This window comes from Pseudomonas sp. HS6, assembly GCF_023375815.1.
Taxonomy (GTDB): Bacteria; Pseudomonadota; Gammaproteobacteria; order Pseudomonadales; family Pseudomonadaceae; genus Aquipseudomonas.
The window spans coordinates 3,416,284-3,443,165 of record NZ_CP067412.1; the positions used below are offsets into that span (position 1 = coordinate 3,416,284).

Below are 26,882 nucleotides of genomic sequence, written 5' to 3' on the forward strand. Positions count from 1 at the left end.
CTTCAGGCTGCCGGCCGTGTCGTTTACGACTGTTTGATGGAAATTGTCATGTCCAGGTTTTCTGCTGTCCCACGCTCGGGCTCTGCCCCGGCGTCCTTCGCCCTGAACGAATCCCGTGTTCGTTTCAGGCACGCTACCGCCGTCCTTTGCGGCGTCCTGCTGTCCCCGCTGGTCCACGCCGATGAACACGCCGGCCACACAGAAGAACTGAGCCCGACGGTAATCACCGCCATCGCCCCGAGCTCGCCGCTGACCATCGTCACCAACCCGAAGGACCCGCGCCAACCGGTGCCGGCCAGCGATGGCGGCGACTATCTGAAGACCATTCCCGGCTTCGCCCTGGTGCGCAACGGCGGCACCAACGGTGATCCGGTATTGCGCGGGATGTTCGGCTCGCGGCTCAACATCCTCACCAACGGCAGCATGATGCTCGGTGCCTGCCCCGGCCGGATGGACGCGCCGACCTCGTACATTTCGCCCGAGACCTACGACAAACTCACCGTGATCAAAGGTCCGCAAACAGTGCTCTACGGACCGGGTGCCTCGGCCGGCACGGTCCTGTTCGACCGCGAACCGGAAAGCTTCGGCGAACTCGGCACCCGCGTGAATGCCAGCGTGCTGGCTGGTTCCAACGGACGCTTCGACAAAGTCGTCGATGCGGCGGCCGGCGGCTCGCTGGGCTATGTGCGAGTGATCGGCAACACCGCGCATTCCGACGACTACCGCGACGGCAACAACGACACCGTCGCCTCGCGCTATGACAAGTGGAACGGCGATGTGGCGCTGGGCTGGACCCCGGATGCCGACACCCTGATCGAACTCACCGCCGGCAAGGGCGACGGCGAAGCGCGCTACGCCGGGCGCGGCATGGACGGCTCGCAGTTCCTGCGTGAAAGCCTCGGCCTGCGCTTCGAGAAATCCAACATCACCGATGTGCTGGAGAAGCTCGAAGCGCAGGTCTACTACAACTACGCCGACCACGTGATGGACAACTACACCCTGCGCACGCCATCCGGCACCGGGATGATGGCAGGTCCCATGGCGTCCAACGTCGACCGTCGCACCCTCGGCGCGCGGATCAAAGCGACCTGGCGCTGGGCCGACATCCAGCTGATCACTGGCCTCGATGCGCAGACCAACGAACACCGTCAGCGCAGCGGCATGGGCATCGATACCTACAAGGATCAGCCGTACACCAAGGACGCCGACTTCCATAACTATGGGGTGTTCAGCGAAATGACCTGGTACGCCGCCGACCGTGACCGCCTGATCACTGGCGCCCGGGTCGACCGTGCCTCGGCCAAGGATTATCGCCAGAGCATCGGCTCGGGAATGATGTCCCGCCCGAATCCGACTGCTGACGAAACCCGCGCCGACACCCTGCCGAGCGGCTTCGTGCGTTACGAGCATGATCTGGCCGATAGCCCGACCACGCTTTACGCCGGCCTCGGCCACGCCCAACGTTTCCCGGATTACTGGGAGCTGTTTTCGCCCAAGTCCGGCCCGGCCGGTTCGGTCAATGCGTTCGATTCGATCAAACCGGAAAAAACCACTCAGCTCGACTTCGGCGTGAACTACAAGGACGCCGACCTCGAAGCCTGGGCCTCGGGGTACATCGGCGTGGTGCGCGATTACATCCTGTTCGACTACACCCCAACGATGATGGGCATGAGCACCTCCCGCGCCGAGAACATCGACGCGCGGATCATGGGCGGTGAACTCGGCGCAGCCTACAAGCTCACCGACCACTGGAAAGCCGATGCGACCCTGGCCTACGCCTGGGGCAAGAACAGCAGCGACGGCAAGGCCTTGCCGCAGATGCCGCCGCTGGATGCCCGTTTCGGCCTGACTTACAGCGAAGACAACTGGAGCGCCGGCGCACTGTGGAGGGTGGTAGCCGCGCAAAACCGTATCGACCAGAACAAGGGCAACGTGGTCGGCAAGGATTACGACAAGAGTTCAGGCTTCGGCGTGTTCTCGCTCAACGGTGCCTACCGGATCAACAAGAACTGGAAGGTCAGTACCGGCGTCGACAACCTGTTCGGCAAGGCTTACGCCGAACACCTGAACCTGGCGGGCAACGCCGGGTTCGGCTACCCGGCCAACGACCCGCAAGCCATCAATGAACCGGGGCGCACGCTCTGGACCAAGGTGGACATGAGTTTCTAACCCTCAAGGGCACTCGCTCCCTTTGAGGGAGCGAGTGACAACAGACAACTAGAAGATCCAAGCCAAGCGGAGCACTCGTGATGAAACAGCCCAAACCGAATTTTTACAACCTGGCCTGGCGTTGGCATTTTTATGCCGGATTGTTCGTCGCGCCATTCATGGTGATGCTGGCCCTGACCGGCATGATTTACCTGTTCAAGCCGCAGCTCGATTCGCTGATGTACAGCAGCCTGCTGAACGTCCCGGCCGGGCATCACACCGTGCCGGCCGATAATTTGCTGCAAAAGGTCAAAAGCGCTTATCCACAGGGACAGGTCACCCAGTACCTGCCGCCCGCGAACGCCGAGCGCAGCGCGCAATTCGTGGTGAAGAATGCCGGCCATGAGCTGAACGTGTTCGTCGATCCATACCACGGCGACATCCTCGGCGAGCAGGATGCCAAGCAGAATCTGCAAGCGCTCGCCCGGGCGATCCACGGCGAATTGATGATCGGCACCGTCGGTGACCGGCTGATCGAACTCGCCGCCGGTTGGGGCGTGGTGCTGGTGGTGTCCGGGGTTTTCCTGTGGTGGCCGCGAGGTCAGGCAGCCGGAATTCTGTGGCCACGTCTGAACAGTCGCGGTCGCGTGTTGTGGCGTGACCTGCATGCGGTCACCGGATTCTGGGGCGCCGCGTTGTTACTGGTGATGCTGCTCAGCGGCATGACCTGGACCGGCTTCTGGGGCAAACAGTACGCCCAGGTGTGGAACGTGTTCCCGGCGGCGATGTGGGACAACGTACCGACCTCCGACGTCGAGGCCGGCAGCCTCAACAACGCCGCGCGCCAGACCGTACCCTGGGCCATGGAAAATACGCCGATGCCGATGTCCGGCGACCACGCCGAACACATGGCCCACGGCGGCATGCAACACGGCCCCGCCGCGCCGATCATCAGCCTGCAAGACGTGCAGAACATCGCCATCGAGCGAAAGGTCGAGCCGGGCTACAGCATCACAATGCCGACCACCGCCACCGGCGTGTTCACCATCGCCGTATTCGCCGACGACCCGCGCAACGACGCCACCCTGCACATCGATCAGTACACCGGCAAGGTTCTGGCTGACGTGCGTTTCGAGCAATACGGAGCCGTCGCTCGGGCCACCGAGATCGGCGTGATGCTCCACGAAGGTAAGATGTTCGGCACTTTCAATCAGATCATCGTGCTGCTGATCTGCCTGATGATCCTGCTCAGCGCCGTCAGCGGCGTGGTGATCTGGTGGAAGCGTCGCCCGCAAGGAAAGTTCGGCGTACCACCGCTGCGCCACGATCTGCCGAAATGGAAAACCGGCGTGGCGATCATGCTGGTTCTCGCGGTGGTGTTTCCACTGGTGGGCGCTTCGCTGGTGGTGGTGTGGTTGCTGGATCGGTTGTTGCTGTCGCGTCTGGGCCGTCAAACTGAATCTGCCTCAACTTCATCATGAAACAGGCGAGATGCGCGATCTAGACAGATCTTTAAACTGCCGGGGCTTAAACTCCGGCATTTTTTAGTGTTACTGTATAACGCAAATTTGCTGCTCTGCCCGCAGCCATGCACTGTCATGAGCCTGCGGGCTTTTCTTTTGAAGAAGTGATTCACCGCCCCGATGAACAAGTACCTCTTGTCCAGCCTCTGTCTGTTCGCCCTGAACAACAATGCCCACGCCGACAACGCCCCGCTGACGCTGCCCACCGGCACCATCACCGCCGTGGTCAATGACGACCAGACCGTCAGCCTGACCACGCCGACCAGCGCTGGTTCGCGCCTGAACCTCACGGCCATGGAAACTCCGGCCAGCGTCGAAAGCCTGAGCGGCGAGCAGGTCCGCGCCCGTGGTGATCGCAGCGTGCAGGACGCGGTGTCGCGCAGCACCGGCATCAGTCGCACCGGCACGCCGGGCGATGGCGGCACTTCGTTGCAGTCCCGGGGTTTTACCGGGCAGAGTTCGGTGATGCAGTTGTATGACGGCAACCGCATGTACACCGGCATGGGCACCGTGACCTTCCCGGTCGACACCTGGTCGGTGGAGCGCGTCGATGTGCTGCGCGGCCCGGCTTCAGTGCTGTACGGCGAAGGCGCGACCGGCGCGGTGGTCAACGTGATACCGAAGAAACCGTTCGAAGGTGAAATCGAAAACCACGTGCGCGTCGGCTACGGCTCGTTCGACCGCCAGCAGCAGGCGTTCGACAGCGGCGGTTCGCTGACCGACACCCTGAGCTATCGCCTCAACCTCAATCGCCTGCGCAGCAACGGCTGGGTCGATCGCGGCGACTCGTCCAGCGACTTCATCAGCGCCGCCCTGCGTTGGCAGGCCACTGACGATCTGGCCTTCACCCTGGCCCACGATTACGGCGATCAGCGCCCGCAGAACTATTTCGGCACACCACTGATCAACGGCCAGTTGAAAGCCAGCCTGCGCAACAAGAACTACAACGTGCGCGACGACAAGCAGCACTACAACGATCAATGGACGCGCCTGACCAGCGACTGGCAGATCAACGATGCAGTCAGCGCCAGCAACGAGCTGTACTACCTCAAGGCCCAGCGCCGCTGGCAGAACGCCGAGAACTACAACTTCAACGCTGACAGCCAGCAACTCAGCCGCAGCGGCTACTTTGGCATCGGCCACAAACAGGAACAGGTCGGTGACCGCCAGACCTTCACCTTCAAGCACTCACTGTTCGGCCTCGACAGCCAGACCGTGACCGGTGTCGACTACAACCGCATTCGCTTTCAGCTCAACAGCAACTCGCCGTTTAATGACGTATTGCCGAACGGTCAGCCGCTGGATCTGTATCACCCGCAAACCGGTTATTTCGAGAGCCGCAATCCGTATCGCGATCAGTTCGATAGCACCACCAAGCAGATGTCGGTATTCGCTGAAAACCGCACACAACTGAGCGAGCGCTGGTCGCTGGTGACCGGTGTGCGCCGCGACTACGTGCACGTGGATCGCAACAGCCTGGTCGACGGCAGCCAGAGCGACAAGACCCTGACCGGCAACAACTGGAAGGCCGGCCTGGTGTTCGCGCTGACGCAGGACACCTCGTTCTACGGTCAGGTCGCCACCAGCACCGATGGCATTGGCGGTTTGATTTCCCTGAGCCCGAGCCAGCAGCAATACGGCTTGTCGACCGCGCGGCAAACCGAAATCGGCCTGAAGCAGTTGTTCTGGGATCAGCGTGGCGAATTCACGCTGGCGGCGTATCGCATCGTGAAGAAGAAGCTGCTGACCGACGATCCGGGCAACCCGACGCTCAAACAGCAGGTCGGGCAGCAATCGTCGAACGGTCTGGAAGCCAGCCTCGATCTGCAACTGCCGCACGCCTGGCAGCTGCAAGCCAACGCCGCGATCGTGAAGGCCAAATACGACGATTTCGAAGAAGTGGTCGGTGGCGTGCCGGTGTCGCGCAATGGCAATCGCCCGGTGGACGTGCCACGTCGCACCGCCAATCTGTGGCTGAGCAAGGCGCTGACCGATGATCTGAAGGCTGGTGCCGGCGTGCGTTATGTCGATGCGCGCTACGCCGACATGGCCAACCGTAACGAGCTGCCGAGCTACACCGTGGTCGATGCAACGCTGTCGTGGAAAGCCCTGCGTAACACCACGCTGGGGTTGCAGGTGAACAATCTGTTTGACCGGACATACGCGCAAAGCCAATACAATGAGGGGCAGCAGTGGATTCTGGGGGAACCTCGTTCGTTCTTTGTCACGGCTGATTACACCTTTTGACTCACTGGCCCTGCCCTCATCCTAGCCCTCCCGAAACGTCGGACCGCCCGGAGGGAGAGGGGACTGACCGAGGTGTTTGGGCAAGTTACACCGACTTGAAATACCGAGTTGAACTCAGGATTTGAAGAGCATAAAGCTCGGCTCCCTTCCCCTCTCTGGAGGTGAGGGGACTGACCGAGGAGTTTGGGCAAGTTGCACCAACTTGAAATACCGAGCCGAACTCAGGACTTGAAGAGCACGAAGATCGGCTCCCTTTCCCCCTCGCCCCCTCTGGGGGAGAGGGTTGGGGTGAGGGGGATGGATCTACCGGAAAAAACACAGAAATCGAGATCACACTGAACGCTCTATGACATCACTCACCCTCACCCATCTCGCCTGGACACCTCTGGGCCACGGCCACTGTCATCACCAGTTCCAGCTGCGTGACGCCTCGTTGCAAGTGGCCGCCGGTGAGTTCGTCGGGCTGATCGGACCCAATGGCAGCGGCAAGACCAGCCTGTTGCGCTGCGCCTACCGCTTCAGCCAGCCGGAACACGGCGAGGTCAAACTCGATCACCACAACGTCTGGAAACAATCCTCACGCTGGTGCGCGCAACGCATCGCCGTGGTCTTGCAGGAATTCCCCGACGCCTTCGGCCTGACCGTCGAAGAAGTGGTCGCCATGGGCCGCACGCCGCACAAGGGCCTGTTCGACGGCGACACACTGGAAGACCGCCAACTCGCCACCCAGGCCCTCAAATCCGTGGGCCTCGATGGCTTCGAAGATCACGCATTCGCCACGCTGTCCGGCGGTGAAAAACAACGCGTGATCCTCGCCCGCGCCCTGACCCAGCAACCGCAACTGCTGATTCTCGACGAGCCGACCAACCACCTCGACCCGCGCTATCAGCTGGAACTGCTGCAACTGGTCAAGCGGTTGCAGATCGGCACGTTGGCAAGCATTCACGACCTGAACCTGGCCGCCGCGTTCTGTGACCGTTTGTATGTGATCAATCACGGTCGCATCGTCGCCAGCGGCACCCCGCAACAAGTCCTCACCGTCGAACTGCTACGCGACGTGTTCGGCGTCGAAGCGCTGATCGATTCCCACCCTCTCCACGGCTACCCGCGAATCACCTGGATAACCCGACCATGACTGTGCGTTCTCTGCTCTGCCTCGCTCTGTTGCTGGGCACCACCCAAGCCTTCGCCGAGGCCACCAAGTACCCGCTGACGATCCACAGCTGCAACCGCGAAGTGACCTTCAAGGAAGCGCCGAAACACGCGGTCAGCCACGACATCAACATGACTCAGATGATGCTCGCCCTCGGCCTCAAGTCGAAGATGGCCGGCTACAGCGGCGTCAGTGGCTGGAAGTCGGTGACGCCTGAAATGCAGAGTCTTCTCGACGGTCTGCCGGAGCTGGCAGCCAAATACCCGTCGGTGGAAACCCTGCTCAACGCCAACGTCGACTTCTTCTTCGCCGGCTGGGATTACGGCATGCGCGTCGGCGGTGATCTCACGCCGCAGACCCTGCAACCGCTAGGCATTAATGTCTATGAGCTGACCGAATCCTGCGCCTTCGTGATGAAGCGCCCCGCCGCGACGCTGGAAGACACCTACAACGACCTGCGCAACCTCGGCAAAATCTTCGACGTGCAGGACCGCGCCAACGCGCTGATCGCCGACATGCAAGGTCAGGTCGCGGAAGTCCGCAAAGATCTGCCCGCCGAGAAACCACGGGTGTTCCTGTACGACAGCGGCGAAGACCGCGCCATGACCTCCGGCCGTCTCGGCATGCCGCAAGCGCTGATCGACGCCGCCGGCGGGCGCAACATTCTCGATGACGTCGAAGCGAGCTGGACACGGGTCAACTGGGAAACCGTGGTCGAGCGCAATCCGCAGGTGATCGTCATCGTCGACTACAGCGAAATCACCGCCGAGCAGAAGATTGAATTTCTGCTGAAGAACAAGGCGCTGCAATCGGTGGACGCGATCAAGAACCAGCGTTTCATCGTCATCCCTTACGTGCAGGCCACGCCGGGGATCGACAACGTGCTCGCGGTTGAAACCCTGGCCAAAGGTTTCCACGGCGAATGATCAATCGTCGCTACGGCTGGCTGCTGATTGCCCTCAGCGCGGTGCTGCTGGTGTCTTGCGTGGTGTCGCTGGGCTTCGGCCCGGCGCGGGTGCCGGTGGACGTGGTGTGGCGGATTCTGCTGCACAAACTGTTCGGCCTCGGCATGCCGGACTGGAGCGCCGGCCAGGAACACATCGTCTGGCTGATCCGCGTGCCGCGCATGTTGCTCGGGGCACTGGTCGGCGCCGGGCTGGCCTTGATCGGCGCGGTGCTGCAAGCGGTGACGCGTAACCCGCTGGCCGACCCGCACCTGCTCGGCGTCACCTCCGGCGCGACCCTCGGCGCAGTGATCGTGGTGCTGCACGTCGGTGAGATCGTCGGCCTGCTGACGTTGCCGATTGCCGCGTTCATCGGCGCGTTGTTGAGCATGTTCCTGGTGCTGGGCATCGCCAACCGTCACGGTCGACTGGACAGTGATCGCCTGCTGCTGTGCGGGGTGGCGGTGTCGTTCGTGATGATGGCGATCGCCAATCTGCTGCTGTTCATGGGCGATCATCGCGCCAGTTCCGCGGTGATGTTCTGGATGCTCGGCGGCCTCGGCCTGGCACGCTGGGAATTGCTCGCTGTGCCGGCACTGAGCGTGTTGCTCAGCTTGATTCTATTGATCGGTATGGCCCGCCCGCTGAACGCCTTGATGGCCGGCGAACAGACCGCCGTCACCCTTGGTCTGAACGCGCGGGCGGTGCGTCTGCGAGTGTTCGTGATTGCCTCGCTGATGACCGGGGTGCTGGTGTCGATCAGCGGTTCCATCGGTTTTGTCGGGCTGATGGTTCCGCACATTGCCCGGCGCCTGATCGGTGCCGAGCACCGGCGTCTGTTGCCGGTGTGCGTGTTGCTTGGCAGCGTTTTCCTCGTCTGGGTGGACGTCGCCGCACGCACCCTGATCGCACCGGAAGACCTGCCCATCGGCGTCGCCACCGCAGCCCTCGGCGGCCTGTTCTTCATCGGCCTGATGCGCCGCCGCTGAATCCTCCGGGTGCGCCCCAATCTGGCGCACCCCGCTGCACCTTTGCATGCAACACGTCCCCTCGTGGTGCGCCGACTCTGCGCGCAACCGCTCTAAACCGACATTTCCCTGCTCAAACCCGACCGGGCACAGCCCTTGCAAAACACCCTTCAGTCGTTCGCATCTGCCAACCATAAAAAACTTTAACGTTCGTGGAGATCGCACAATGAAGCGTCGCAGTTTGATCAAGGCTTTCACACTCACGGCATCCATTGCCGCGATGGGCATGACCTGGACGGTACAGGCCGCCGAGACCATCAAGGTCGGGATTCTGCATTCGTTGTCCGGCACCATGGCGATCTCCGAAACATCACTCAAAGACATGGCGTTGATGACCATCGACGAGATCAATGCCAAGGGCGGCGTGAACGGCAAGCTGCTTGAACCGGTGGTGGTCGACCCGGCGTCGAACTGGCCGCTGTTCGCAGAAAAGGGCCGGCAGTTGCTGACGCAGGACAAGGTCGCCGTGGTGTTCGGTTGCTGGACGTCGGTGTCGCGCAAATCGGTGCTGCCGGTGTTCGAAGAACTCAACGGCCTGCTGTTCTACCCGGTGCAATACGAAGGCGAAGAGATGTCGCCGAACGTGTTCTACACCGGCGCCGCGCCGAACCAGCAAGCGATCCCGGCAGTTGAATACCTGATGAGCGAAGAAGGCGGCGGCGCCAAGCGCTACTTCCTGCTCGGCACCGACTACGTGTACCCGCGCACCACCAACAAGATCCTGCGTTCGTTCCTGCATTCCAAAGGCGTAGCGGATAAAGACATCGAAGAGGTCTACACCCCGTTCGGTCATAGCGACTATCAAACCATCGTCGCCAACATCAAAAAATTCTCGGCCGGCGGCAAGACTGCTGTGATCTCCACCGTCAACGGTGACTCCAACGTGCCGTTCTACAAGGAACTGGCCAACCAGGGCCTGAAGGCGACCGACGTACCGGTGGTGGCATTCTCGGTGGGCGAAGAAGAACTGCGCGGCATCGACACCAAGCCGCTGGTGGGCAACCTCGCAGCGTGGAACTACTTCGAGTCGGTGGAGAACCCGGTGAACAAGAAGTTCGTCGATGACTGGAAAGCCTACGCGAAGAAGCACAACCTGCCGGGCGCCGACAAAGCGGTGACCAACGATCCGATGGAAGCCACTTACGTCGGTATCCACATGTGGGCGCAGGCGGCGGAAAAAGCCAAGTCCACCGACGTCGACAAGGTCCGCGAAGCCCTCGGCGGCCAGACCTTCGCCGCGCCATCCGGCTACACCCTGACCATGGACAAGACCAACCACCACCTGCACAAACCGGTGATGATCGGCGAGATCCAGGCCGACGGTCAGTTCAACGTGGTGTGGCAGACCGAAGGGCCGATTCGAGCGCAGCCGTGGAGTCCGTTCATTCCGGGGAATGACAAGAAGCCGGAGTATGCGGTGAAGAGCAACTGAGCCATGGGATGTCAGGCTTGAGCACAAGGCTTGAGCCTGACACCGATCCTGTGGGAGCTGGCTTGCCAGCGATGGCATCACCTCGGTCCAACAGATGCACCGAGTCGCCTGCATCGCTGGCAAGCCAGCTCCCACAAAATCCAAGCAAGGCGACTCTCTATGCCCACTGCCCTTTACCGCTTGATCCTGGCCCTCGTACTTTTACTGCCGATGGCCACCCACGCCAGCGACGCCGAAGACTTCGTCGCCGCCAACCCGACGCAACAGGCCAAACTGCTGGAAACCTGGGCCGCGCAGCCCGACCCGGCCCGTGTCGAACTGATCAACGCCCTGCAACAAGGCGAGCTCAGCATCGACGGCCAGACCAAAACCCTGCGCCTGAACAATCGCCTGCGGGGTCTGATCGACACCGCACTGGCCAGCCACCAATTGCTCGCCGCCGACGCCAAAACCCGTCTGACCGCCGCGCAGCAATTGCAGAAAAGCGCCAAACCCGCGCAGCTGAAATTCCTCGACCAGCAACTGGCTGGCGAAAAAGACGAAAGCGTCCACGCCGCCCTGAGCCTGGCGCTGGCCAACCTGCAACTGGTCGACACTGACCCGGCGGTGCGTCTCGCGGCCGTGCGTCTGCTCGGTGAAACCGGCGACCCATTGGCCCGCACCCGTCTCGAAGGCCTGCTCGAACCCGGCGTCGAAGCCGACGCCAACGTGCGCACCGCTGCCGAAACCAGCCTCGCCCAGGTCAAGCGCAAACTGCTAATCGGCGAACTGCTCGGCCAGGCCTTCAGCGGCATGTCCCTCGGTTCGATTCTGTTGCTCGCGGCGCTGGGGCTGGCGATCACTTTCGGTTTGCTGGGGGTGATCAACATGGCCCACGGCGAGATGCTGATGCTCGGTGCCTACTCGACCTACGTCGTGCAATTGATGTTCCAGCGCTACGCACCGCAGGCCATCGAGTTCTATCCGCTGATTGCGCTGCCGGTGGCGTTCTTCGTCACAGCCGCCATCGGCATGGCCCTGGAGCGCACGGTGATTCGTCACCTCTACGGCCGGCCGCTGGAAACCCTGCTCGCCACCTGGGGCATCAGCCTGATGCTGATTCAACTGGTGCGATTGGTGTTCGGTGCGCAGAACGTTGAAGTGGCGAACCCGGCGTGGCTGTCTGGCGGGATTCAGGTGTTGCCGAATCTGGTGCTGCCGTACAACCGCATCGTGATCATCGCTTTTGCGTTGTTCGTAGTGGTGCTGACCTGGCTGCTGCTGAACAAGACCCGACTGGGCCTGAACGTGCGAGCGGTCACCCAGAACCGCAACATGGCAGCCTGCTGCGGCGTGCCCACCGGGCGCGTCGACATGCTCGCCTTCGGCCTCGGCTCGGGCATCGCCGGGCTTGGTGGCGTGGCGCTGAGCCAGATCGGCAACGTCGGCCCGGACCTCGGCCAGAGCTACATCATCGACTCGTTTCTGGTGGTGGTGCTCGGCGGCGTCGGGCAACTGGCCGGCAGTGTGTTCGCCGCGTTCGGCCTGGGCATCGCCAACAAGATTCTCGAACCGCAGATCGGTGCGGTGCTCGGCAAGATCCTGATCCTCGCGTTGATCATTCTGTTCATCCAGAAACGTCCGCAAGGCCTCTTCGCACTGAAAGGACGGGTGATCGACTGATGAACCAGCCCCTGCTCGTTACGGCTACACAAAAGGCCGGCCCGAAAGCTTCCCTCGCTGTTGGTGCCGTTGTTTTCGCGTTGCTGATCGCCCTGCCACTGCTGTCGTTGTTGCCTGCGGAAAGTGCGCTGCACGTTTCGGCTTACACCCTGACGCTGGTCGGCAAGATTCTCTGCTACGCCATCGTCGCTTTGGCACTGGATCTGGTCTGGGGCTACGCCGGTCTGCTGTCGCTAGGCCACGGTCTGTTCTTTGCCCTCGGCGGTTATGCGATGGGCATGTACCTGATGCGTCAGGCTGCCGGTGATGGCCTGCCGGCGTTCATGACGTTCCTGTCGTGGACCGAGTTGCCGTGGTACTGGAGCGGCACCGGCAACTTCCTCTGGGCAATGTGTCTGGTGGTGCTGGCGCCGGGGTTGCTGGCGCTGGTGTTCGGTTTCTTCGCCTTCCGCTCGCGCATCAAGGGCGTGTATTTCTCGATCATGACCCAGGCCCTGACCTTCGCCGGGATGTTGCTGTTTTTCCGCAACGAGACCGGTTTCGGCGGCAACAACGGCTTCACCAATTTCCGCACGATCCTCGGCTTCGGCATCACCGAACCCGGCACGCGCGCGGTGCTGTTTCTGGCGACGGTGTTGCTGCTGGTGGCGAGTCTGTTCATCGGCTGGCGGCTGGCACGCAGCAAGTTCGGCCGGGTGCTGACCGCGTTGCGTGATGCGGAGAATCGCCTGATGTTCTGTGGTTACGACCCTCGCGGTTTCAAGCTGTTCGTCTGGGTGTTGAGCGCTGTGTTGTGCGGATTGGCCGGCGCGCTGTACGTGCCGCAAGTGGGGATCATCAACCCGAGCGAAATGTCGCCGACCAACTCGATTGAAGCTGCTGTGTGGGTAGCCCTTGGCGGACGCGGAACGCTGATCGGCCCGCTGCTCGGCGCCGGCGTGGTCAACGGCATGAAGAGCTGGTTCACGGTGGCCTTCCCCGAATACTGGCTGTTCTTCCTCGGCGCGCTGTTCATCGTCGTGACGTTGTACCTGCCCAAAGGCGTGATCGGTCTGCTGAAGAAACGAGGTGAATCATGAGAGTCACGGCGAGCGCTGAATTCATGCTGGAACCGGCCTTTTTCCCGCCACTGGAACCGAACAAGGACGCCGGCACCAGTCGTGACGCCCTCGGCCTCGGCCAGCGCGTGGGGCCGGGGCTGAACACCCGTCACGGCACGATCCTGACCCTGGAAGACATCAGCGTCAGCTTCGACGGCTTCCGCGCGCTGAACAATCTGAACCTGTACATCGGTGTCGGCGAACTGCGCTGCATCATCGGCCCCAACGGCGCGGGTAAGACCACGCTGATGGACGTGATCACCGGCAAGACCCGCCCAAGTCATGGCAAGGCGTGGTTCGGCGAAACCCTCGACCTGACGCAGATGAGCGAAGTGCAGATCGCCCAGGCCGGCATCGGTCGCAAGTTCCAGAAACCCACGGTTTTCGAAGCCCTGAGCGTGTTCGAGAACCTGGAACTGGCGCAGAAAACCGACAAGTCGGTGTGGGCCAGTCTGCGGGCGAAATTGAGCAGCGAGCAGAAAGACCGGATCAGCGAAGTGCTCGACACCATTCGCCTGACCACCTCGGTCAATCGCCCGGCCGGGTTGCTGTCCCACGGGCAAAAACAGTTTCTGGAAATCGGCATGTTGCTGATGCAGGACCCGCAACTGCTGCTGCTCGACGAACCGGTGGCGGGCATGACCGACGCCGAAACCGAGTTCACCGCCGAGCTGTTCAAGTCGCTCGCGGGCAAGCATTCACTGATGGTGGTGGAACACGACATGGGCTTCGTCGGCTCGATTGCCGACCACGTCACGGTGTTGCACCAGGGCAGCGTGCTGGCCGAAGGATCGCTGGAACAGGTACAGGCCGATGAGCGAGTTATCGAGGTCTATCTCGGCCGCTAAGGTTTGCGAATAAAAAACCTGTGGGAGCTGGCTTGCCAGCGATGGCGGTGGATCAGTCGACATCAATGCTGGATATGCCGGCCTCATCGCTGGCAATCCAGCTCCCACAGGGTTCTGTGTGCAACAGAAGGAATTTGAACATGCTGCAAGTCGACAAGCTGCACCAGTACTACGGCGGAAGCCACATCCTGCGCGGCCTGAGCTTTGATGTGAAGGTCGGCGAAGTGACCTGCCTGCTCGGCCGTAACGGCGTGGGCAAGACCACGCTGCTCAAATGCCTGATGGGCCTGTTGCCGGCCAAGGAAGGCGCGGTGAACTGGGAAGGCAAACCGATTACCGCGTTCAAACCGCATCAGCGGGTGCATGCCGGGATCGCCTACGTGCCGCAGGGCCGAGAGATTTTCGGCCGGCTGACCGTGGAAGAGAACCTGCTGATGGGCCTGTCGCGTTTTCCCGGCAGCGAAGCCAAGGAGGTTCCAGCGTTCATCTACGAGCTCTTCCCGGTGCTGCTGCAAATGAAACAGCGGCGCGGCGGCGACCTGTCCGGCGGTCAGCAACAGCAGCTCGCGATTGGCCGCGCACTGGCCAGTCGTCCACGGCTGCTGATCCTCGACGAACCCACCGAAGGCATCCAACCGTCGGTGATCAAGGAAATCGGCGCGGTGATCAAAAAGCTCGCAGCCCGAGGCGACATGGCGATTCTGTTGGTGGAACAGTTCTACGATTTCGCCGCCGAACTGGCCGATCAGTACCTGGTGATGTCCCGGGGCGAGATCGTGCAGCAGGGCCGTGGCGAAAATATGGAAGCCGAAGGTGTACGCGGGCTGGTGACTATTTGAGGTTACGGTCTAATCTGTAGCGTCCTAACGATAATCAGAAAAAATGAACTTACCTTTAGCGACTGCCCTGTTTACCCCGAGCTGGCATGCCGAGCTTGAGCTGGCCTACGCCCGCTTCGGCGATTGCACGCGGCCGACCCGACGCCGGCACCTCGGCCCGTTGCGGGTGCAAAAGCATCTGTACGCCGAAGGGCCCGAGGTCTGCCAGCACATCATCGTCCACCCGCCGGGCGGCATTGCCGGCGGTGATCGGCTGAACATCAGCGCCCGCGTCGAACAGGGCGCCTGGGCACAGATCACCAGCCCCGGCGCGGCCAAGTGGTATCGCGCGGCGGGGCCCGCTTATCAGTCGCTGAACCTGCATGTCGCTGATGGCGCGACACTGGAATGGCTGCCCCAGGAAACCATCGTCTACAGCGCCGCCCAGGCGGAACTCTCGACTTCGATCGAGCTTGAAGGTGATGCGCGGCTGTTCTACTGGGACGTGGTGGCGCTGGGTCGCCCGGCCAGTGGCGAGCGTTTCGACCTCGGGCATTTCCAGGCGCATCTGGATATTCGCCGCGATGGCCGGCTGCTGTGGCATGAGCGCCAGCGCATCGTCGGTGATGACGGTTTGCTTGATTCGCCGATTGGCCTGGATGGCAATCCGGTGTTTGCGACGTTGCTGGTCACCGGTGAGATTGATGCCGAACTGCTGGAGCGTTGCCGTTCGCTGGGTCATGAAGTGCGCGGGGATCTGACGCAACTTCCCGGACTTTTGGTCGCCCGTTGTCTGGCCAGTGAAGCGTTGCTGGCGCGGGCGTGGCTTATTGAATTGTGGCGATTGCTCAGGCCTGCGTTGCTTGGCCGTGAAGCTGTTTCGCCAAGAATCTGGAGTACTTGAGAACCAGCCCCTCACCCCCCGCCCTCTCCCCGGAGGGGAGAGGGCGCCTGACCGAGCTGTCTGGAAAGAATTTTGCAGTCTCAAAAAAATTACTGACTGACCTGGCCTCAATAATCGACCGAGATCAGTCCCCTCTCCCTGAGGGAGAGGGAGCCTGACCGAGGTGCCTGAAAAGAATTTGTTAACTCAAGAATGTTGCTGACTGAACTGGCCATAACAAACAACCGAGTTCAGTCCCCTCTCCCTCCGGGAGAGGGCTAGGGTGAGGGGCGGTTCGCACTGACACCCCTCAACCCGCAAGAACCACACAATTCTGCCCAAATGGATTTCAAACGATGGACCTGACCCCACGCGAAAAAGACAAGCTGTTGATCTTCACCGCCGGCCTCGTTGCCGAGCGGCGACTGGCCCGCGGCGTGAAGCTCAACTACCCGGAAGCCATGGCCTTCATCTCGGCGGCGCTGCTCGAAGGCGCCCGGGACGGCCAGACCGTGGCCGAGCTGATGCACTACGGCACCACCCTGCTGACCCGCGATCAAGTAATGGAAGGCATCCCGGAAATGATCCCGGAGATCCAGGTCGAAGCGACGTTTCCCGACGGCACCAAACTGGTCACCGTCCACCAACCGATCGTCTGAGGCCGCGCCATGACTTACACCATCCGCGATGCACTGCACGCCGACCTGCCGGCGATCCGCGACATCTACAACGACGCCGTGCTCAACACCACGGCGATCTGGAACGAATCCCCGGTCGACCTCGGCAACCGTCAGGCGTGGTTCAGCGCGCGTCAGGCCCAGGCTTATCCGATCCTGGTGATCGCCGACGCCGACAACACCACCCTCGGCTACGCTTCGTTCGGTGACTGGCGGCCGTTCGACGGTTTCCGTCACACGGTCGAGCACTCGGTCTACGTGCGCAGCGACCAACGCGGCAACGGGCTCGGCCCGCAGTTGATGACCGCGCTGATCGAACGTGCGAAAACCTGCGGCAAGCACGTCATGGTCGCCGCCATCGAAAGCGGCAACGCGGCGTCGATCCGCCTGCACGAGCGCGCCGGTTTCATCACCACCGGGCAGATGCCGCAGGTGGGCACCAAGTTCGGCCGCTGGCTCGACCTGACGTTCATGCAACTGACCCTCAACCCTGGCGCGGAGCCGCCGCTCGCCAACAAGGAGTGACACCGATGAACCCCGCCCAACTGCGACGCGTCAATGCCGAAAGTTTTGCCCACTATCGTCAGGGCCTGATTGAGCTGTTGCTCGACGCCGTGGGCTATGGCGCCAGCGTCGGCTTCATGGCCGATCTCGATGCCGCGCAGGCTCGCGCCTATTTCGACGATGTTCAGGACAACCTGAACAAGGGCAACGTTTTGCTGTGGGTGGTGGTCAAGGACGAACAGGTGCAGGCCAGCGTGCAACTGGGCCTGTGCCAGAAGGCCAACGGCCTGAACCGCGCCGAGGTGCAGAAACTGCTGGTGCGCGAACACGCTCGGCGTCGCGGCCTCGGCCAGCAGTTGATGGAAGCACTGGAACTGACTGCCCGCCAATACAAGCGCGGCATGCTCTACCTCGACACTGAGGCCGGCTCTCCTGCCGAAGATTTCTACAAAGCCCTGGGTTACACCCGCGCCGGGGAAATTCCCGACTACGCCTGCGACCCGAACGGCACGTACCGCCCGACAGCCCTCTACTACAAGATTCTGCAAGGAGCCCACTGATGATTCCCGGCGAATACCGGATACAGCCCGGCGACATCGAACTCAACGTCGGTCGTCGCACGATCAGCCTGAAAGTGGCGAACAGCGGTGACCGTCCTATCCAGGTCGGTTCGCATTACCACTTTTTCGAAACCAACGACGCCCTGACCTTCGACCGCGCGGCCAGCCGTGGCATGCGCCTGAACATCCCGGCAGGCACTGCGGTGCGCTTCGAGCCGGGCCAGAGTCGCGAGGTGGAACTGGTGGATTACGCCGGGCACCGGCGGGTGTTCGGGTTTGCCGGGCGGGTCATGGGTGACCTCTGAGTCCGTGTGTGCCGCTGCCCCTCACCCCAGCCCTCTCCCTGAGGGAGAGGGAGCCGATCACCGATAGCCGCCTCACCGCGATCAGTCCCCTCTCCCTCTGGGCGGTCCGACGTTTCGGGAGGGTCAGGGAGACGATCGATGGCTCACCGCTATTTTCCTGAAGGACGCTAGATGAAGATTTCCAGACAAGCCTACGCCGACATGTTCGGCCCCACCGTCGGCGACAAGGTGCGCCTGGCCGACACCGAGCTGTGGATCGAGGTCGAACAGGACTTCACCACTTACGGCGAAGAAGTGAAATTCGGCGGCGGCAAAGTGATCCGCGACGGCCAGGGCCAGAGCCAGCTACTGGCGGCTGAAGTGGTCGATACCGTCATCACCAACGCCCTGATCATCGACCACTGGGGCATCGTCAAGGCTGACGTCGGCCTCAAGGACGGGCGCATCGCCGCCATCGGCAAGGCCGGCAACCCGGACGTGCAGCCCGGCGTGACCATCGCCATCGGCGCCAGCAGCGAAGTGATTGCCGGCGAAGGCATGATCCTCACCGCCGGCGGCATCGACACCCACATCCACTTCATCTGCCCGCAGCAGATCGAAGAAGCGCTGATGAGCGGCGTCACCACCATGATCGGCGGCGGCACCGGCCCGGCTACCGGCACCAACGCCACGACTTGCACCTCGGGTCCGTGGCACCTGGCGCGGATGCTCCAGGCCGCCGACGCGTTCCCGATGAACATCGGCCTCACCGGCAAGGGCAACGCCAGTCTGCCGGAACCATTGATCGAGCAGGTCAAGGCCGGCGCCATCGGCCTCAAGCTGCACGAAGACTGGGGCACCACCCCGGCGAGCATCGACAACTGCCTGAGCGTCGCCGACCAGTACGACGTGCAGGTGGCGATCCACACCGACACCCTCAATGAATCCGGCTTCGTCGAAACCACCCTTGGCGCATTCAAGGGCCGCACCATTCACACCTACCACACCGAGGGTGCCGGTGGCGGCCATGCGCCGGACATCATCAAGGCCTGCGGTTTCGCCAACGTGCTGCCGAGCTCGACCAACCCGACCCGGCCGTTCACCCGCAACACCATCGACGAACACCTCGACATGCTGATGGTCTGCCATCACCTCGACCCGAGCATCGCCGAAGATGTGGCGTTCGCCGAGAGCCGTATCCGCCGCGAAACCATTGCCGCCGAAGACATCCTCCACGACCTCGGCGCGTTCTCGATGATCAGCTCCGACAGCCAGGCCATGGGCCGCGTCGGCGAAGTCATCACGCGGACCTGGCAGACCGCCGACAAGATGAAAAAGCAGCGCGGCCCGTTGCCCCTGGACGGCGAAGGCAACGACAACTTCCGCGCAAAACGCTACATCGCCAAATACACGATCAACCCGGCGATCACCCACGGCATCAGCCATGAAGTGGGTTCGGTGGAAGTCGGCAAGTGGGCGGATCTGGTGCTCTGGCGACCGGCGTTCTTCGGCGTGAAACCGACGCTGATTCTCAAGGGCGGCGCCATCGCCGCGAGCCTGATGGGCGACGCCAACGCCTCGATCCCGACCCCGCAACCGGTGCACTACCGCCCAATGTTCGCCAGTTACGGTGGCTCGTTGCATGCCACCAGTCTGACGTTCATCAGCCAGGCAGCGCAGGAGTCGGGATTGCCCGAAGCGCTGGGCCTGAAAAAGAAAATCGCCGTGGTCAAAGGCTGCCGCGACGTGCAGAAGACCGACCTCATCCACAACGACTACCTGCCGAACATCGACGTCGACCCACAGACCTACCAGGTCAAGGCCGACGGCGTATTGCTCTGGTGTGAACCGGCCGAAACCCTGCCGATGGCCCAGCGTTACTTTCTGTTCTGAATGCAGCCTGGAGCCGGTTCGGCCGGCTCCAGGCGTGCGTTGCAAGGCAGATTTACGAATCGGAATGGCCCGTCACGCCCTTCGACGTGCCGGGGTGATTCGAATCTTTGACCGTGGACGTATTTTCGCCCGCCTCCAGTCGAGACAACTCGATGAGTTTCACATTCAGCGCGGTGTCCTTCTCGATGGCCAGAGTGTTCAGGGCTTCGTGATAGGCGCTGCTATCGAGCCCTTCAAATTGCCCTTCGACCTCCCCGTGCCGTTCAGCGGCGCGCCGTTCCAGCGCCTCGAATGCCTGCGGGTATTTTTCGTTGAGGTACTCCACCCAATATCGACGTCCGATCAGATCCTCGTAGAACCTGTCGCTGCGCTCCGTTTCAAGTACCCGCTCGCGCGCCTGAACCAGAGTGTTTCCGCTGACGGGCCTGCCGAACGCCATGGATCGGGGTTGACCGGGCAGCGTCAGACCGTCCGGCCAGCCGCCCGTCAGACCGATACGATACTGCAGGCGCACTTCTGCCGGATCGAGGCGCCCATGGATCGCTTCAGCGGCGATTTTCTCGACTTGCTCCAGACGGAACAACTGGCGTGACAGGTTCAACAGCGCACGGCCCTTTTGTTCAAGCCCGGGCTCGACCTCCAGCAATGTGTTGTACTCGAACACCTTCACCTCGATTTCACTGAACGCCAGTGTTCGACCATCGATACAGGTCGTGTGGGTGCGCGCCATGGCGAACAGCGTCTGGCGCAGTTCGGAAAATCGATCTGCCGCTTCCAGAAGGGTCCAGGTACGCCGGATGAGATCGGCCCGGTGAAGTCGGAACTCCAGGGTGTCTCTCATCCGTTCGAGCAAATGAAAGAAATCGCCATTGCCAGGCTCGGCCGCCAGCCGATGCCATATGGCCCGGTGGTCATTGGCGTCCTCGGGGATGCCTCGCTCCAGCCAGGGCTCCATTTGAGGGGAAACATCCTGTTCAAACAGATCGGGATTTTCCTCGTCGGACTCATCATCGCTCAGCCCCACGCTTTGGGTATCGGTGATCGTCTCGCTTTCGGTTTCACTGGCGTAACCATCGATCATCCACTGCACCCGATCACGGGGAATGCCCAGCACCGGGTCTAGGTTTCTGGCCTGCGCGTAGTCGCGCAATGCTTCAAGGGTTTCGAGGGACAGATGGTAGTTGTCCGACAGGTCCGTACCCTGCATCAGGGTTTCATGGGTTCCATCCAGTGCCCGTAGCGGAATCGAGAAAATGTCATTACCACTCAGGTTCAGCGCACTGAGCGATCTCGTCTCCAGCACCCCCGCAGGCAAGTCGGCCAAATGATTGTTGCGCAGGTCCAGCCGTTGCAGTTCCTCGAACAGCTCGGCATTGAACTCCTGCAGCAAGTTGTGGCTCAAGTCCAGCCATTGCAAATGTTCCAGAGGAGCTAGCGTGAAGTAGAGCGAAACGGAGTCGGCAAGACCCAGACTCGACAGCTCCAGCCGCTGCAACCCGGTCATCCCGGCGATCGCTTCCGGCACGGCCTGCAAGGCCTGGCCGCTGAGATTCAGGGTCGACAGATTGGGGAATGCTGCGAGAAAGCCATTGGAGCCCTGTTCGGACATTCTCACGCCGGTCAGATTCAACTCGCGGACATGACCGAACTCGACGGGCAATCGGGGCAAGTCCCCCAGTTGCAGACCATCGAGGTTGAGTTCGCTGCCAGGGCCGCCACTTCTGCCTAGCAATCCTTCCCGCCAGCACGCCAGGATACGGTGTGCCGCGAGGCTGCGGGTCCGCGATGAAACCACCCAGCCTTCCCCCCGGGCCTCTCGAATGCAAGACCAACTGTTGAGCCGGCGGATCAGGGTTTCTGACAGATGGGCCCAGTCTTCCAGCCGGGCAGCGATCTGCAGGTCGGTCATGGCGGCATCGCGCATCTGACCAATCATTTGTCGGGCCTGCTCTTCGCTGTAGTCGGGGACTATCCGTTGCAGGCGCAAGGCGAACGATTCTTCCGCTGCGCCGGTCTCCGGTGGCAGAGACAGCAACCGACTCATCACCAACGAGCCGGTCTCTCTCGGTGGAAACTCATTCGGAACAGCCTCGAGGGAAAACCGGGCCAGCGTGCCTCCCTCCAGCCCCCGGGCCTGTTCGATGCGCTGTCTGGCTGCGGCCAGATCGGCTTCAGCAAGTGGAGTCAGAGGGGTTCCGGTCAGATTGGTATTGACCAGTAACTCGTCCTGCGCCAGCTCAGCCGTGGACAACGTATCGATCCGGGTGTTACGCAGGTCCAGCCATGTCAGCTGCGACAGCTGCTCGGTGCCCGCCGGCCATTGCGTCAGGTACGTCGAACGCAGATCCAGTGATCTGAGGCGAGTCAGCGCACCAACGTCCAGCGCTGACAAAGGATTGTCACGCAGGCTCAAGTGCTCGAGCGCTGTGAGATCCCCCGGTTGCAGCGGCAGCCCGGTCAGGTTGCATTCGCTCAGTTCGAGGCTCTGGACATTGCCGAACGTACGCAAAAAACCCTCTATCTGCGGGGCCGGCGCACGAAAGCCGTTCAAGCGCAGTTTGGTCACATGACTGAAGCCTGCGGCCGGGAGGGAGGGAAAGGAATCCACCGCAATACCAGTCAGTTCGAGGACCGGCGCCTGGCCTGCGGCAAAGGTATTGAAACGATTGCCCGTGGTCGCACCGTATCGTTGTAACAACCCGGCGCGCCAGTTGGTTCTGATAGCCTCCGCTACTGCTGATCGCACATACCCGCCATGGAAAATATCCGACGGATTACCGATCCATCCATCGAGACGCTCAAGCTCCGCGTACTGGGTATTCAACGCTTGCATTGCATCGAATCGTTCCTGGATCCCTGGCCACTGCGCAACGAAAGGATCGAGCAAGCCCTCATAAAACCCCGGGAGCCTGCCGCCAAAGCGTTTGAGTTGCCCGCGACAGTAGTCGTTGAGCATGGCGTCCAGGTCGCCTGCGCGCTGTGGCTGCTGCCTGAAGAATTCGAAGACCGGCCGGAAATTTTCCGAAGAGAACAGCGACCAGTCCAGGGTCAGCCCACTCAACAAGGGCTCATGCCCGCCATAGAAGCCGGCAGGCACACTGGCAATCCGTGTGCGCTGAAGATACAGCCGTTGCAGATATGGCAGATCGAGGACGCCCCGAGGCCAGTCGCGCATGCCGTCGTCCGCCACCCCCAACCTGCGCAAGTTGCGCAGGCCGCTGACGTCCAGGACATGAGTGGTGCCCGCCTGATCGCCACTGCCGGTCACCACCAGATTCAGGCTTTCGAGGCTTGGCAGTTCGCCCAGCCTCGAGGACAGACGCTGGGAAGACGGGATGGAGAGATCGAGATCCGTGAGTTGTCGCAACGGTTTCAACGCATCAAGGAGGCCGTCGACTTCAGTCTCGTGCGCCGACATATGCAGTGTTCTGACGTTTGGAAAATGCTTCAGCAATCGAGCCGTGTCCGGCCCCATCAGTAGCATGTTGCGGACATGGGAAAAATCGGCCGGCAACTCTGGCAAAGGCCGCTGAGTAATAATGTTGAGGCCTCGAAATTCTCCCCCCAGGGCGGCCAATGGTGCGTTGCGCCAGCAAGTCTTTATGCTCTCGGCAACATAGCGGGAACCGTAGGGGGAAATCAGCCCGCCGACTGCAGGCGATGCCAACCAGTTATCGAGCGTCGCCTCCAGGCTCTCCCACTCACGCATCAGGTTATTGAGCAGATGATGGATCTGCTGATCGTTTTTGCCCGAGCGCCATTGTTCGAGGATAACCCCCCGCGCCTGCTCGTCGGTCAGTGCGGGGTATACATCCCGAACCCGCGCGACCAGCGAAGGCGCAAGTTCACCGGTCGAACCGCTGGCGCGGTAACCCGCAAGGTCCGCAGAAATACGCTGCGGCGGCCTGAACCAGACGTTGGGTGCATCGGCATCTTGCAATAACTGCTGCGATTCACTGCGATGGTCGATGGCGTAATCGATGATCTCGCGTTGCAGATCGGCATTGCGACCCACTTCCGGTATTCCCAGAGAACGGCGTGCCTCATCAGGCAAGGCGTGCATGATCGATCTATAGAAATCGTCGCCGTGGGCAGATATCGAATTGAGCGTTTCACCACGCGCATTGAACGCCTGATAGTAAGGACCGCGCTTGACCAGATATTTCCGAACCTTGGCAGTCTCGCTACCAATGCCATCGAGCAACCGTCCTTCGATCCCGCGTTCGCGCACCTCAAGGCGTAAGTCGTCTGGCCAGCCCGGCAGTTTTTCCAGCGCATGCAACGCCAGGCGAGCACTGTCGGGGAGTGCCATATTTTCACCGTAGAGACCGGCATAGGCACGAGTCAGACGCCCCTCCCGCGCATACCAGCGCCCCTGCTCCTGCAAGGACAGCGGAATACGATGCGTACCGTCCAGTCGGGAGATTTCCTCGGGGCTGGCCTGAGCCAGGACCCGTTGCGCCGCCGGTTCACTCAGACCGGGTATCGCTCGTTGTAACTTGATGACATGCGCGCTCGCCGGCTCCGTTCCCTTGTAAAGGCTTTCAAACAACGCAGGGCGACGGGTCCGGGCCAGATCGGCAAGTTGCTTGCGAAGCTCCATCGGACGGGTGTCCCTTACCCTTGCCGGCTCGCCACCCAACAGACGAGTGACCTCGGTCTCATCGAGTGCCGCCAGAATACGCGCAGGCAACTCACCACTCAGCGCATCGGAGCGGCTCAGGCGAATCGGCGGTTTCAGCTTTGTCCCCGGCGCCAGGCGCTCCGAGCCGTACTTGACCGACACCCCTGACAGATTGTCGTTTTCAAAAAATTCCAGCAGGCGGCCGGAGGGCCAGCGCGGCAGTTCGGTGACCAGAGGCAGGGTGTAAAGATAGCGCCCGTCGATTGCTTGTCCGCTCGCCACTTGTTTGATCACCTGCCCGACGCTTCGGTCAACGTCGAACAATCGAATGGCTTCCATCAGTTGAGGAGGCGGCATCGCATTATCCAGATGCATCTTGCGCAGCGCGCCGTCGCTCATGCCACTGACATCGGCAATCCTGAGCAGTTGTTCGTCGGAATAAGCCTCTGCAATCGGCCCCATTCGCCGCATCAGTGCCAGACGATCCCAGGTCAGCGGGCGCTCCTGAACGTAACGCCAGGCGCCGGCACCGTTGTGGTTCAGAAGGGGTTGATAGGCTTCTGAATCGGTGGGGTGCCTGATGCGCCAGCGCAACACGTTCGTATCGTAGAACTGCTCATAGCTACGGCCATCGAGCCGGATGTAGTGTTTGCCGTTCAATTCGAATTGCCCACTGGCGTTGTGTACGACGTCGGAATTGAAGGGCACGGGAGACTCATAACCGCTCAGGCTGGCACGCCACAGGCGGGTCGAGCCATTGGGTAACCGGACCGAATGCAGGTCCTCGATCACCGGCTCGGCTTTCAACGGGACCATTTTGGCCATTCCTTTGGCCGCACCGGCAGTCAACGCAAGCACCAGGAGATTTTCGGCAACATCGATCAAGTGCCGGCTGGCAACCTTGCGATTGCCCTCGGCCCACTCGATCGTCCCTGCGAAGGCCTCGGACAACAACGGGGAGAGCGTCACCACCATCATGATTTCCCCCAACACCGGAACGAACATCGAAACCGCGGTCAGCGCCAGCATGCCGATGTTCAGCAACACTGCGAACTTTTCCGAGCGCACCCTGGCATCAACGTCCGCTGTGGGCACCGCATGGCTGCGGGCATCATCGATCAATTTTTCGCGATACCGGTCGAACAGATACCCCCACAGCTCGATGTTCTTTCCCCAGAGACCCCGGCCTTTTTGCGACAGACCTCGCGGTCGCAACCAAGGGGCCTCGTTAGGCACCTGCCGAATCGGGGACGGCGGTGGTAACTCCTTTACTCCCAGGACCCCGGCGAATGGACTGCTGCCTTTGAGCAAGCTATTGAGCAATGGCGCGTAGGGGGCGATGGTCTGGACGAACGTCTTGTGCGGGGCGTCATGGTTGAACTCGGAGAAGTAACGGGGAAGGTCCGCGTAGTCCATGAACCGACTGAAAAAGCGCTGGTAATCCGTCGGCGCCGGATCATCGGGAACCAGACCATGGCGGGCGGTGAAACGCTGCTTGAACAGCTCATCCAGCTCCTTGTCGCTGTAGCGTTTGAGCGGGTGCTCAGGATCATTGGGGATGTAAATGAGGCGCTCGTTGGCGTATCGATACTCCTCGCAGATGGAAAACCAGACACACCCGGTGGTCCTTCGCCCCATCAGGCTCAGATCGCAGAGCCAGATCTGCTTGCGGCCCTGGCTCGGCTGAGGATTTCCTGCGATCAACTCCATGATCGAGGTGTAGTCCCTGGGTTCAATATCCTTTTGCAGCAGTGCCCGCTCTGCCGCCGCTCGCAGGGCTGTCTTCTGCGCAGCGGAGAATTTCTCCCGCAACACAGCCTCGGACACGCTGTCTTCGGGGTGCAAATGCTTCTTCAAGTAATCCTGAAACTTCGCGCCGATGTCCAGCGACCGGCACAGGCTCGTGAACTGTCCGACCGTCAACGAGATCGTGAGCCTTTGCCGAGAACCGGGCATGGCTCCTTCTACCTCGAACCCGGAGGTTTCATGGAAGGCCCCGTTTTCGCATTCCGATGCCTCGAAGTTATGCAGCGCCGCCTGCAACAGCGGCAGATTCATGACATCGAAATGGCCGATATCGATGCCGAAAAGACTGATCTCCAGAGGTTTTCTCAGCAACAGAAAGGTCTTGTTGACGTCCGGCTCGACATTGAACTGTTCTTTCAAGGCCTTGCTCAGCAGTGGCGCGGCGAAAGTATCGATGTCCTGCAACCAGTCCATGGCCTTGTCCAGCCCGGACTGGGCCTTGAAGCTTGCGACATGACTGTCGTCAACGGCCTTGCGTTGCTGCGGGGAAGCCTTTCGATACCAATCGGGCACAGGTCTTTCGGCACCTTTAAGTGCCATTCGGCGCTCGGGCGTAGCGGCGAGCAGCCAGTCGGGAATGCTTTTTTCAAGAAAGTCACCGTGGATGCTGCGGGTAACCGAGACTCGGCTCCCATTGGCGGATTTGTCAGGCATGGCGTCACTCCAGATTGATAGAGCTTCAGCACACCACGGCGACGGGGCTGGCCGGCGGTACATAGTTGTTGGCAGGGAACCTGCCCCAACGGCA

The 26,882-nt window shown here is 61.5% G+C and carries 18 protein-coding genes; 17 read left to right on the plus strand and 1 reads right to left on the minus strand.

Annotation, left to right across the window (positions count from 1 at the left end):
- Positions 1-48 precede the first annotated feature (48 nt).
- From JJN09_RS15500 to ureC, 17 genes are all read left to right on the plus strand, one after another.
- Positions 49-2,169, plus strand: a complete 2,121-nt coding sequence (locus tag JJN09_RS15500; RefSeq protein ID WP_249482520.1) for a TonB-dependent copper receptor — start codon at positions 49-51, stop codon at positions 2,167-2,169.
- An 80-nt stretch (positions 2,170-2,249) separates the two neighbouring features.
- Positions 2,250-3,629, plus strand: a complete 1,380-nt coding sequence (locus JJN09_RS15505) for a PepSY domain-containing protein (protein WP_249482521.1) — start codon at positions 2,250-2,252, stop codon at positions 3,627-3,629.
- A gap of 162 nt (positions 3,630-3,791) precedes the next feature.
- A complete protein-coding gene (locus JJN09_RS15510; protein ID WP_249482522.1) occupies positions 3,792-5,918 on the plus strand; it encodes a TonB-dependent siderophore receptor in 2,127 nt (708 codons plus the stop codon).
- 346 nt (positions 5,919-6,264) lie between these two features.
- Positions 6,265-7,053, plus strand: coding sequence for an ABC transporter ATP-binding protein (locus tag JJN09_RS15515; protein ID WP_249482523.1), 789 nt, complete (start codon positions 6,265-6,267; stop codon positions 7,051-7,053).
- Entirely contained in the window at positions 7,050-7,997 is a 948-nt protein-coding gene (locus JJN09_RS15520; protein WP_249482524.1) for an ABC transporter substrate-binding protein, read from the plus strand. The genes JJN09_RS15515 and JJN09_RS15520 overlap by 4 nt, the downstream gene beginning before the upstream one ends.
- Complete coding sequence (locus tag JJN09_RS15525; protein WP_249482525.1) at positions 7,994-9,004, plus strand: iron ABC transporter permease; 1,011 nt, start codon at positions 7,994-7,996, stop codon at positions 9,002-9,004. The genes JJN09_RS15520 and JJN09_RS15525 overlap by 4 nt, the downstream gene beginning before the upstream one ends.
- A 205-nt stretch (positions 9,005-9,209) precedes the next feature.
- On the plus strand, positions 9,210-10,475 hold the full coding sequence (gene urtA / locus JJN09_RS15530; RefSeq protein WP_249482526.1) for an urea ABC transporter substrate-binding protein: 1,266 nt from the start codon (positions 9,210-9,212) through the stop codon (positions 10,473-10,475).
- 159 nt (positions 10,476-10,634) lie between these two features.
- A complete protein-coding gene (urtB, locus tag JJN09_RS15535) occupies positions 10,635-12,137 on the plus strand; it encodes an urea ABC transporter permease subunit UrtB (RefSeq protein ID WP_249482527.1) in 1,503 nt (500 codons plus the stop codon).
- The gene (gene urtC / locus JJN09_RS15540) at positions 12,137-13,216 is read left to right on the plus strand and encodes an urea ABC transporter permease subunit UrtC (protein WP_249482528.1); all 1,080 of its coding nucleotides are present in this window, start codon (positions 12,137-12,139) and stop codon (positions 13,214-13,216) included. The genes urtB and urtC overlap by 1 nt, the downstream gene beginning before the upstream one ends.
- Positions 13,213-14,085 carry an urea ABC transporter ATP-binding protein UrtD gene (urtD, locus tag JJN09_RS15545; protein WP_249482529.1) on the plus strand — a complete coding sequence of 291 codons (873 nt, stop codon included), beginning with the start codon at positions 13,213-13,215 and terminating at the stop codon, positions 14,083-14,085. Before urtC ends, urtD begins: the two co-directional genes overlap by 4 nt.
- A gap of 140 nt (positions 14,086-14,225) precedes the next feature.
- Complete coding sequence (urtE, locus tag JJN09_RS15550) at positions 14,226-14,924, plus strand: urea ABC transporter ATP-binding subunit UrtE (RefSeq protein WP_096819770.1); 699 nt, start codon at positions 14,226-14,228, stop codon at positions 14,922-14,924.
- Positions 14,925-14,967: 43 nt separating this feature from the next.
- Positions 14,968-15,807 (plus strand): urease accessory protein UreD, encoded by an 840-nt coding sequence (locus JJN09_RS15555; RefSeq protein WP_249482530.1) that lies wholly within the window; start codon positions 14,968-14,970, stop codon positions 15,805-15,807.
- Between the two features lie 335 nt (positions 15,808-16,142).
- Complete coding sequence (gene ureA / locus JJN09_RS15560) at positions 16,143-16,445, plus strand: urease subunit gamma (RefSeq protein ID WP_007950602.1); 303 nt, start codon at positions 16,143-16,145, stop codon at positions 16,443-16,445.
- A 9-nt stretch (positions 16,446-16,454) separates the two neighbouring features.
- Positions 16,455-16,988, plus strand: a complete 534-nt coding sequence (locus tag JJN09_RS15565) for a GNAT family N-acetyltransferase (protein ID WP_249482531.1) — start codon at positions 16,455-16,457, stop codon at positions 16,986-16,988.
- A 5-nt stretch (positions 16,989-16,993) separates the two neighbouring features.
- Positions 16,994-17,527: a GNAT family N-acetyltransferase gene (locus tag JJN09_RS15570; protein ID WP_249482532.1), complete on the plus strand. Its 534-nt coding sequence runs from the start codon at positions 16,994-16,996 to the stop codon at positions 17,525-17,527.
- Positions 17,527-17,832 (plus strand): urease subunit beta, encoded by a 306-nt coding sequence (locus JJN09_RS15575; RefSeq protein WP_096819774.1) that lies wholly within the window; start codon positions 17,527-17,529, stop codon positions 17,830-17,832. The genes JJN09_RS15570 and JJN09_RS15575 overlap by 1 nt, the downstream gene beginning before the upstream one ends.
- 171 nt (positions 17,833-18,003) lie before the next feature.
- The gene (ureC, locus tag JJN09_RS15580) at positions 18,004-19,704 is read left to right on the plus strand and encodes an urease subunit alpha (protein ID WP_249482533.1); all 1,701 of its coding nucleotides are present in this window, start codon (positions 18,004-18,006) and stop codon (positions 19,702-19,704) included.
- Positions 19,705-19,756: 52 nt separating this feature from the next.
- On the opposite strand, the gene JJN09_RS15585 is transcribed toward ureC, so the two are convergent.
- The gene (locus JJN09_RS15585; protein WP_249482534.1) at positions 19,757-26,788 is read right to left on the minus strand and encodes an NEL-type E3 ubiquitin ligase domain-containing protein; all 7,032 of its coding nucleotides are present in this window, start codon (positions 26,786-26,788) and stop codon (positions 19,757-19,759) included.
- Positions 26,789-26,882: the final 94 nt, after the last annotated feature.

What these genes read in the sequence shown, in the direction of transcription:
- JJN09_RS15565 (WP_249482531.1), top strand. Translation starts at nt 16,455, where the DNA reads ATGACTTACACCATCCGCGATGCACTGCACGCCGACCTGCCGGCGATC.
- JJN09_RS15575 (WP_096819774.1), top strand. Translation starts at nt 17,527, where the DNA reads ATGATTCCCGGCGAATACCGGATACAGCCCGGCGACATCGAACTCAAC.
- urtB (WP_249482527.1), top strand. Translation starts at nt 10,635, where the DNA reads ATGCCCACTGCCCTTTACCGCTTGATCCTGGCCCTCGTACTTTTACTG.
- urtE (WP_096819770.1), top strand. Translation starts at nt 14,226, where the DNA reads ATGCTGCAAGTCGACAAGCTGCACCAGTACTACGGCGGAAGCCACATC.
- ureC (WP_249482533.1), top strand. Translation starts at nt 18,004, where the DNA reads ATGAAGATTTCCAGACAAGCCTACGCCGACATGTTCGGCCCCACCGTC.
- urtC (WP_249482528.1), top strand. Translation starts at nt 12,137, where the DNA reads ATGAACCAGCCCCTGCTCGTTACGGCTACACAAAAGGCCGGCCCGAAA.
- urtD (WP_249482529.1), top strand. Translation starts at nt 13,213, where the DNA reads ATGAGAGTCACGGCGAGCGCTGAATTCATGCTGGAACCGGCCTTTTTC.
- JJN09_RS15515 (WP_249482523.1), top strand. Translation starts at nt 6,265, where the DNA reads ATGACATCACTCACCCTCACCCATCTCGCCTGGACACCTCTGGGCCAC.
- ureA (WP_007950602.1), top strand. Translation starts at nt 16,143, where the DNA reads ATGGACCTGACCCCACGCGAAAAAGACAAGCTGTTGATCTTCACCGCC.
- JJN09_RS15520 (WP_249482524.1), top strand. Translation starts at nt 7,050, where the DNA reads ATGACTGTGCGTTCTCTGCTCTGCCTCGCTCTGTTGCTGGGCACCACC.
- JJN09_RS15510 (WP_249482522.1), top strand. Translation starts at nt 3,792, where the DNA reads ATGAACAAGTACCTCTTGTCCAGCCTCTGTCTGTTCGCCCTGAACAAC.
- JJN09_RS15525 (WP_249482525.1), top strand. Translation starts at nt 7,994, where the DNA reads ATGATCAATCGTCGCTACGGCTGGCTGCTGATTGCCCTCAGCGCGGTG.
- JJN09_RS15555 (WP_249482530.1), top strand. Translation starts at nt 14,968, where the DNA reads ATGAACTTACCTTTAGCGACTGCCCTGTTTACCCCGAGCTGGCATGCC.
- JJN09_RS15505 (WP_249482521.1), top strand. Translation starts at nt 2,250, where the DNA reads ATGAAACAGCCCAAACCGAATTTTTACAACCTGGCCTGGCGTTGGCAT.
- JJN09_RS15500 (WP_249482520.1), top strand. Translation starts at nt 49, where the DNA reads ATGTCCAGGTTTTCTGCTGTCCCACGCTCGGGCTCTGCCCCGGCGTCC.
- JJN09_RS15570 (WP_249482532.1), top strand. Translation starts at nt 16,994, where the DNA reads ATGAACCCCGCCCAACTGCGACGCGTCAATGCCGAAAGTTTTGCCCAC.
- JJN09_RS15585 (WP_249482534.1), bottom strand. Translation starts at nt 26,788, where the DNA reads ATGCCTGACAAATCCGCCAATGGGAGCCGAGTCTCGGTTACCCGCAGC.
- urtA (WP_249482526.1), top strand. Translation starts at nt 9,210, where the DNA reads ATGAAGCGTCGCAGTTTGATCAAGGCTTTCACACTCACGGCATCCATT.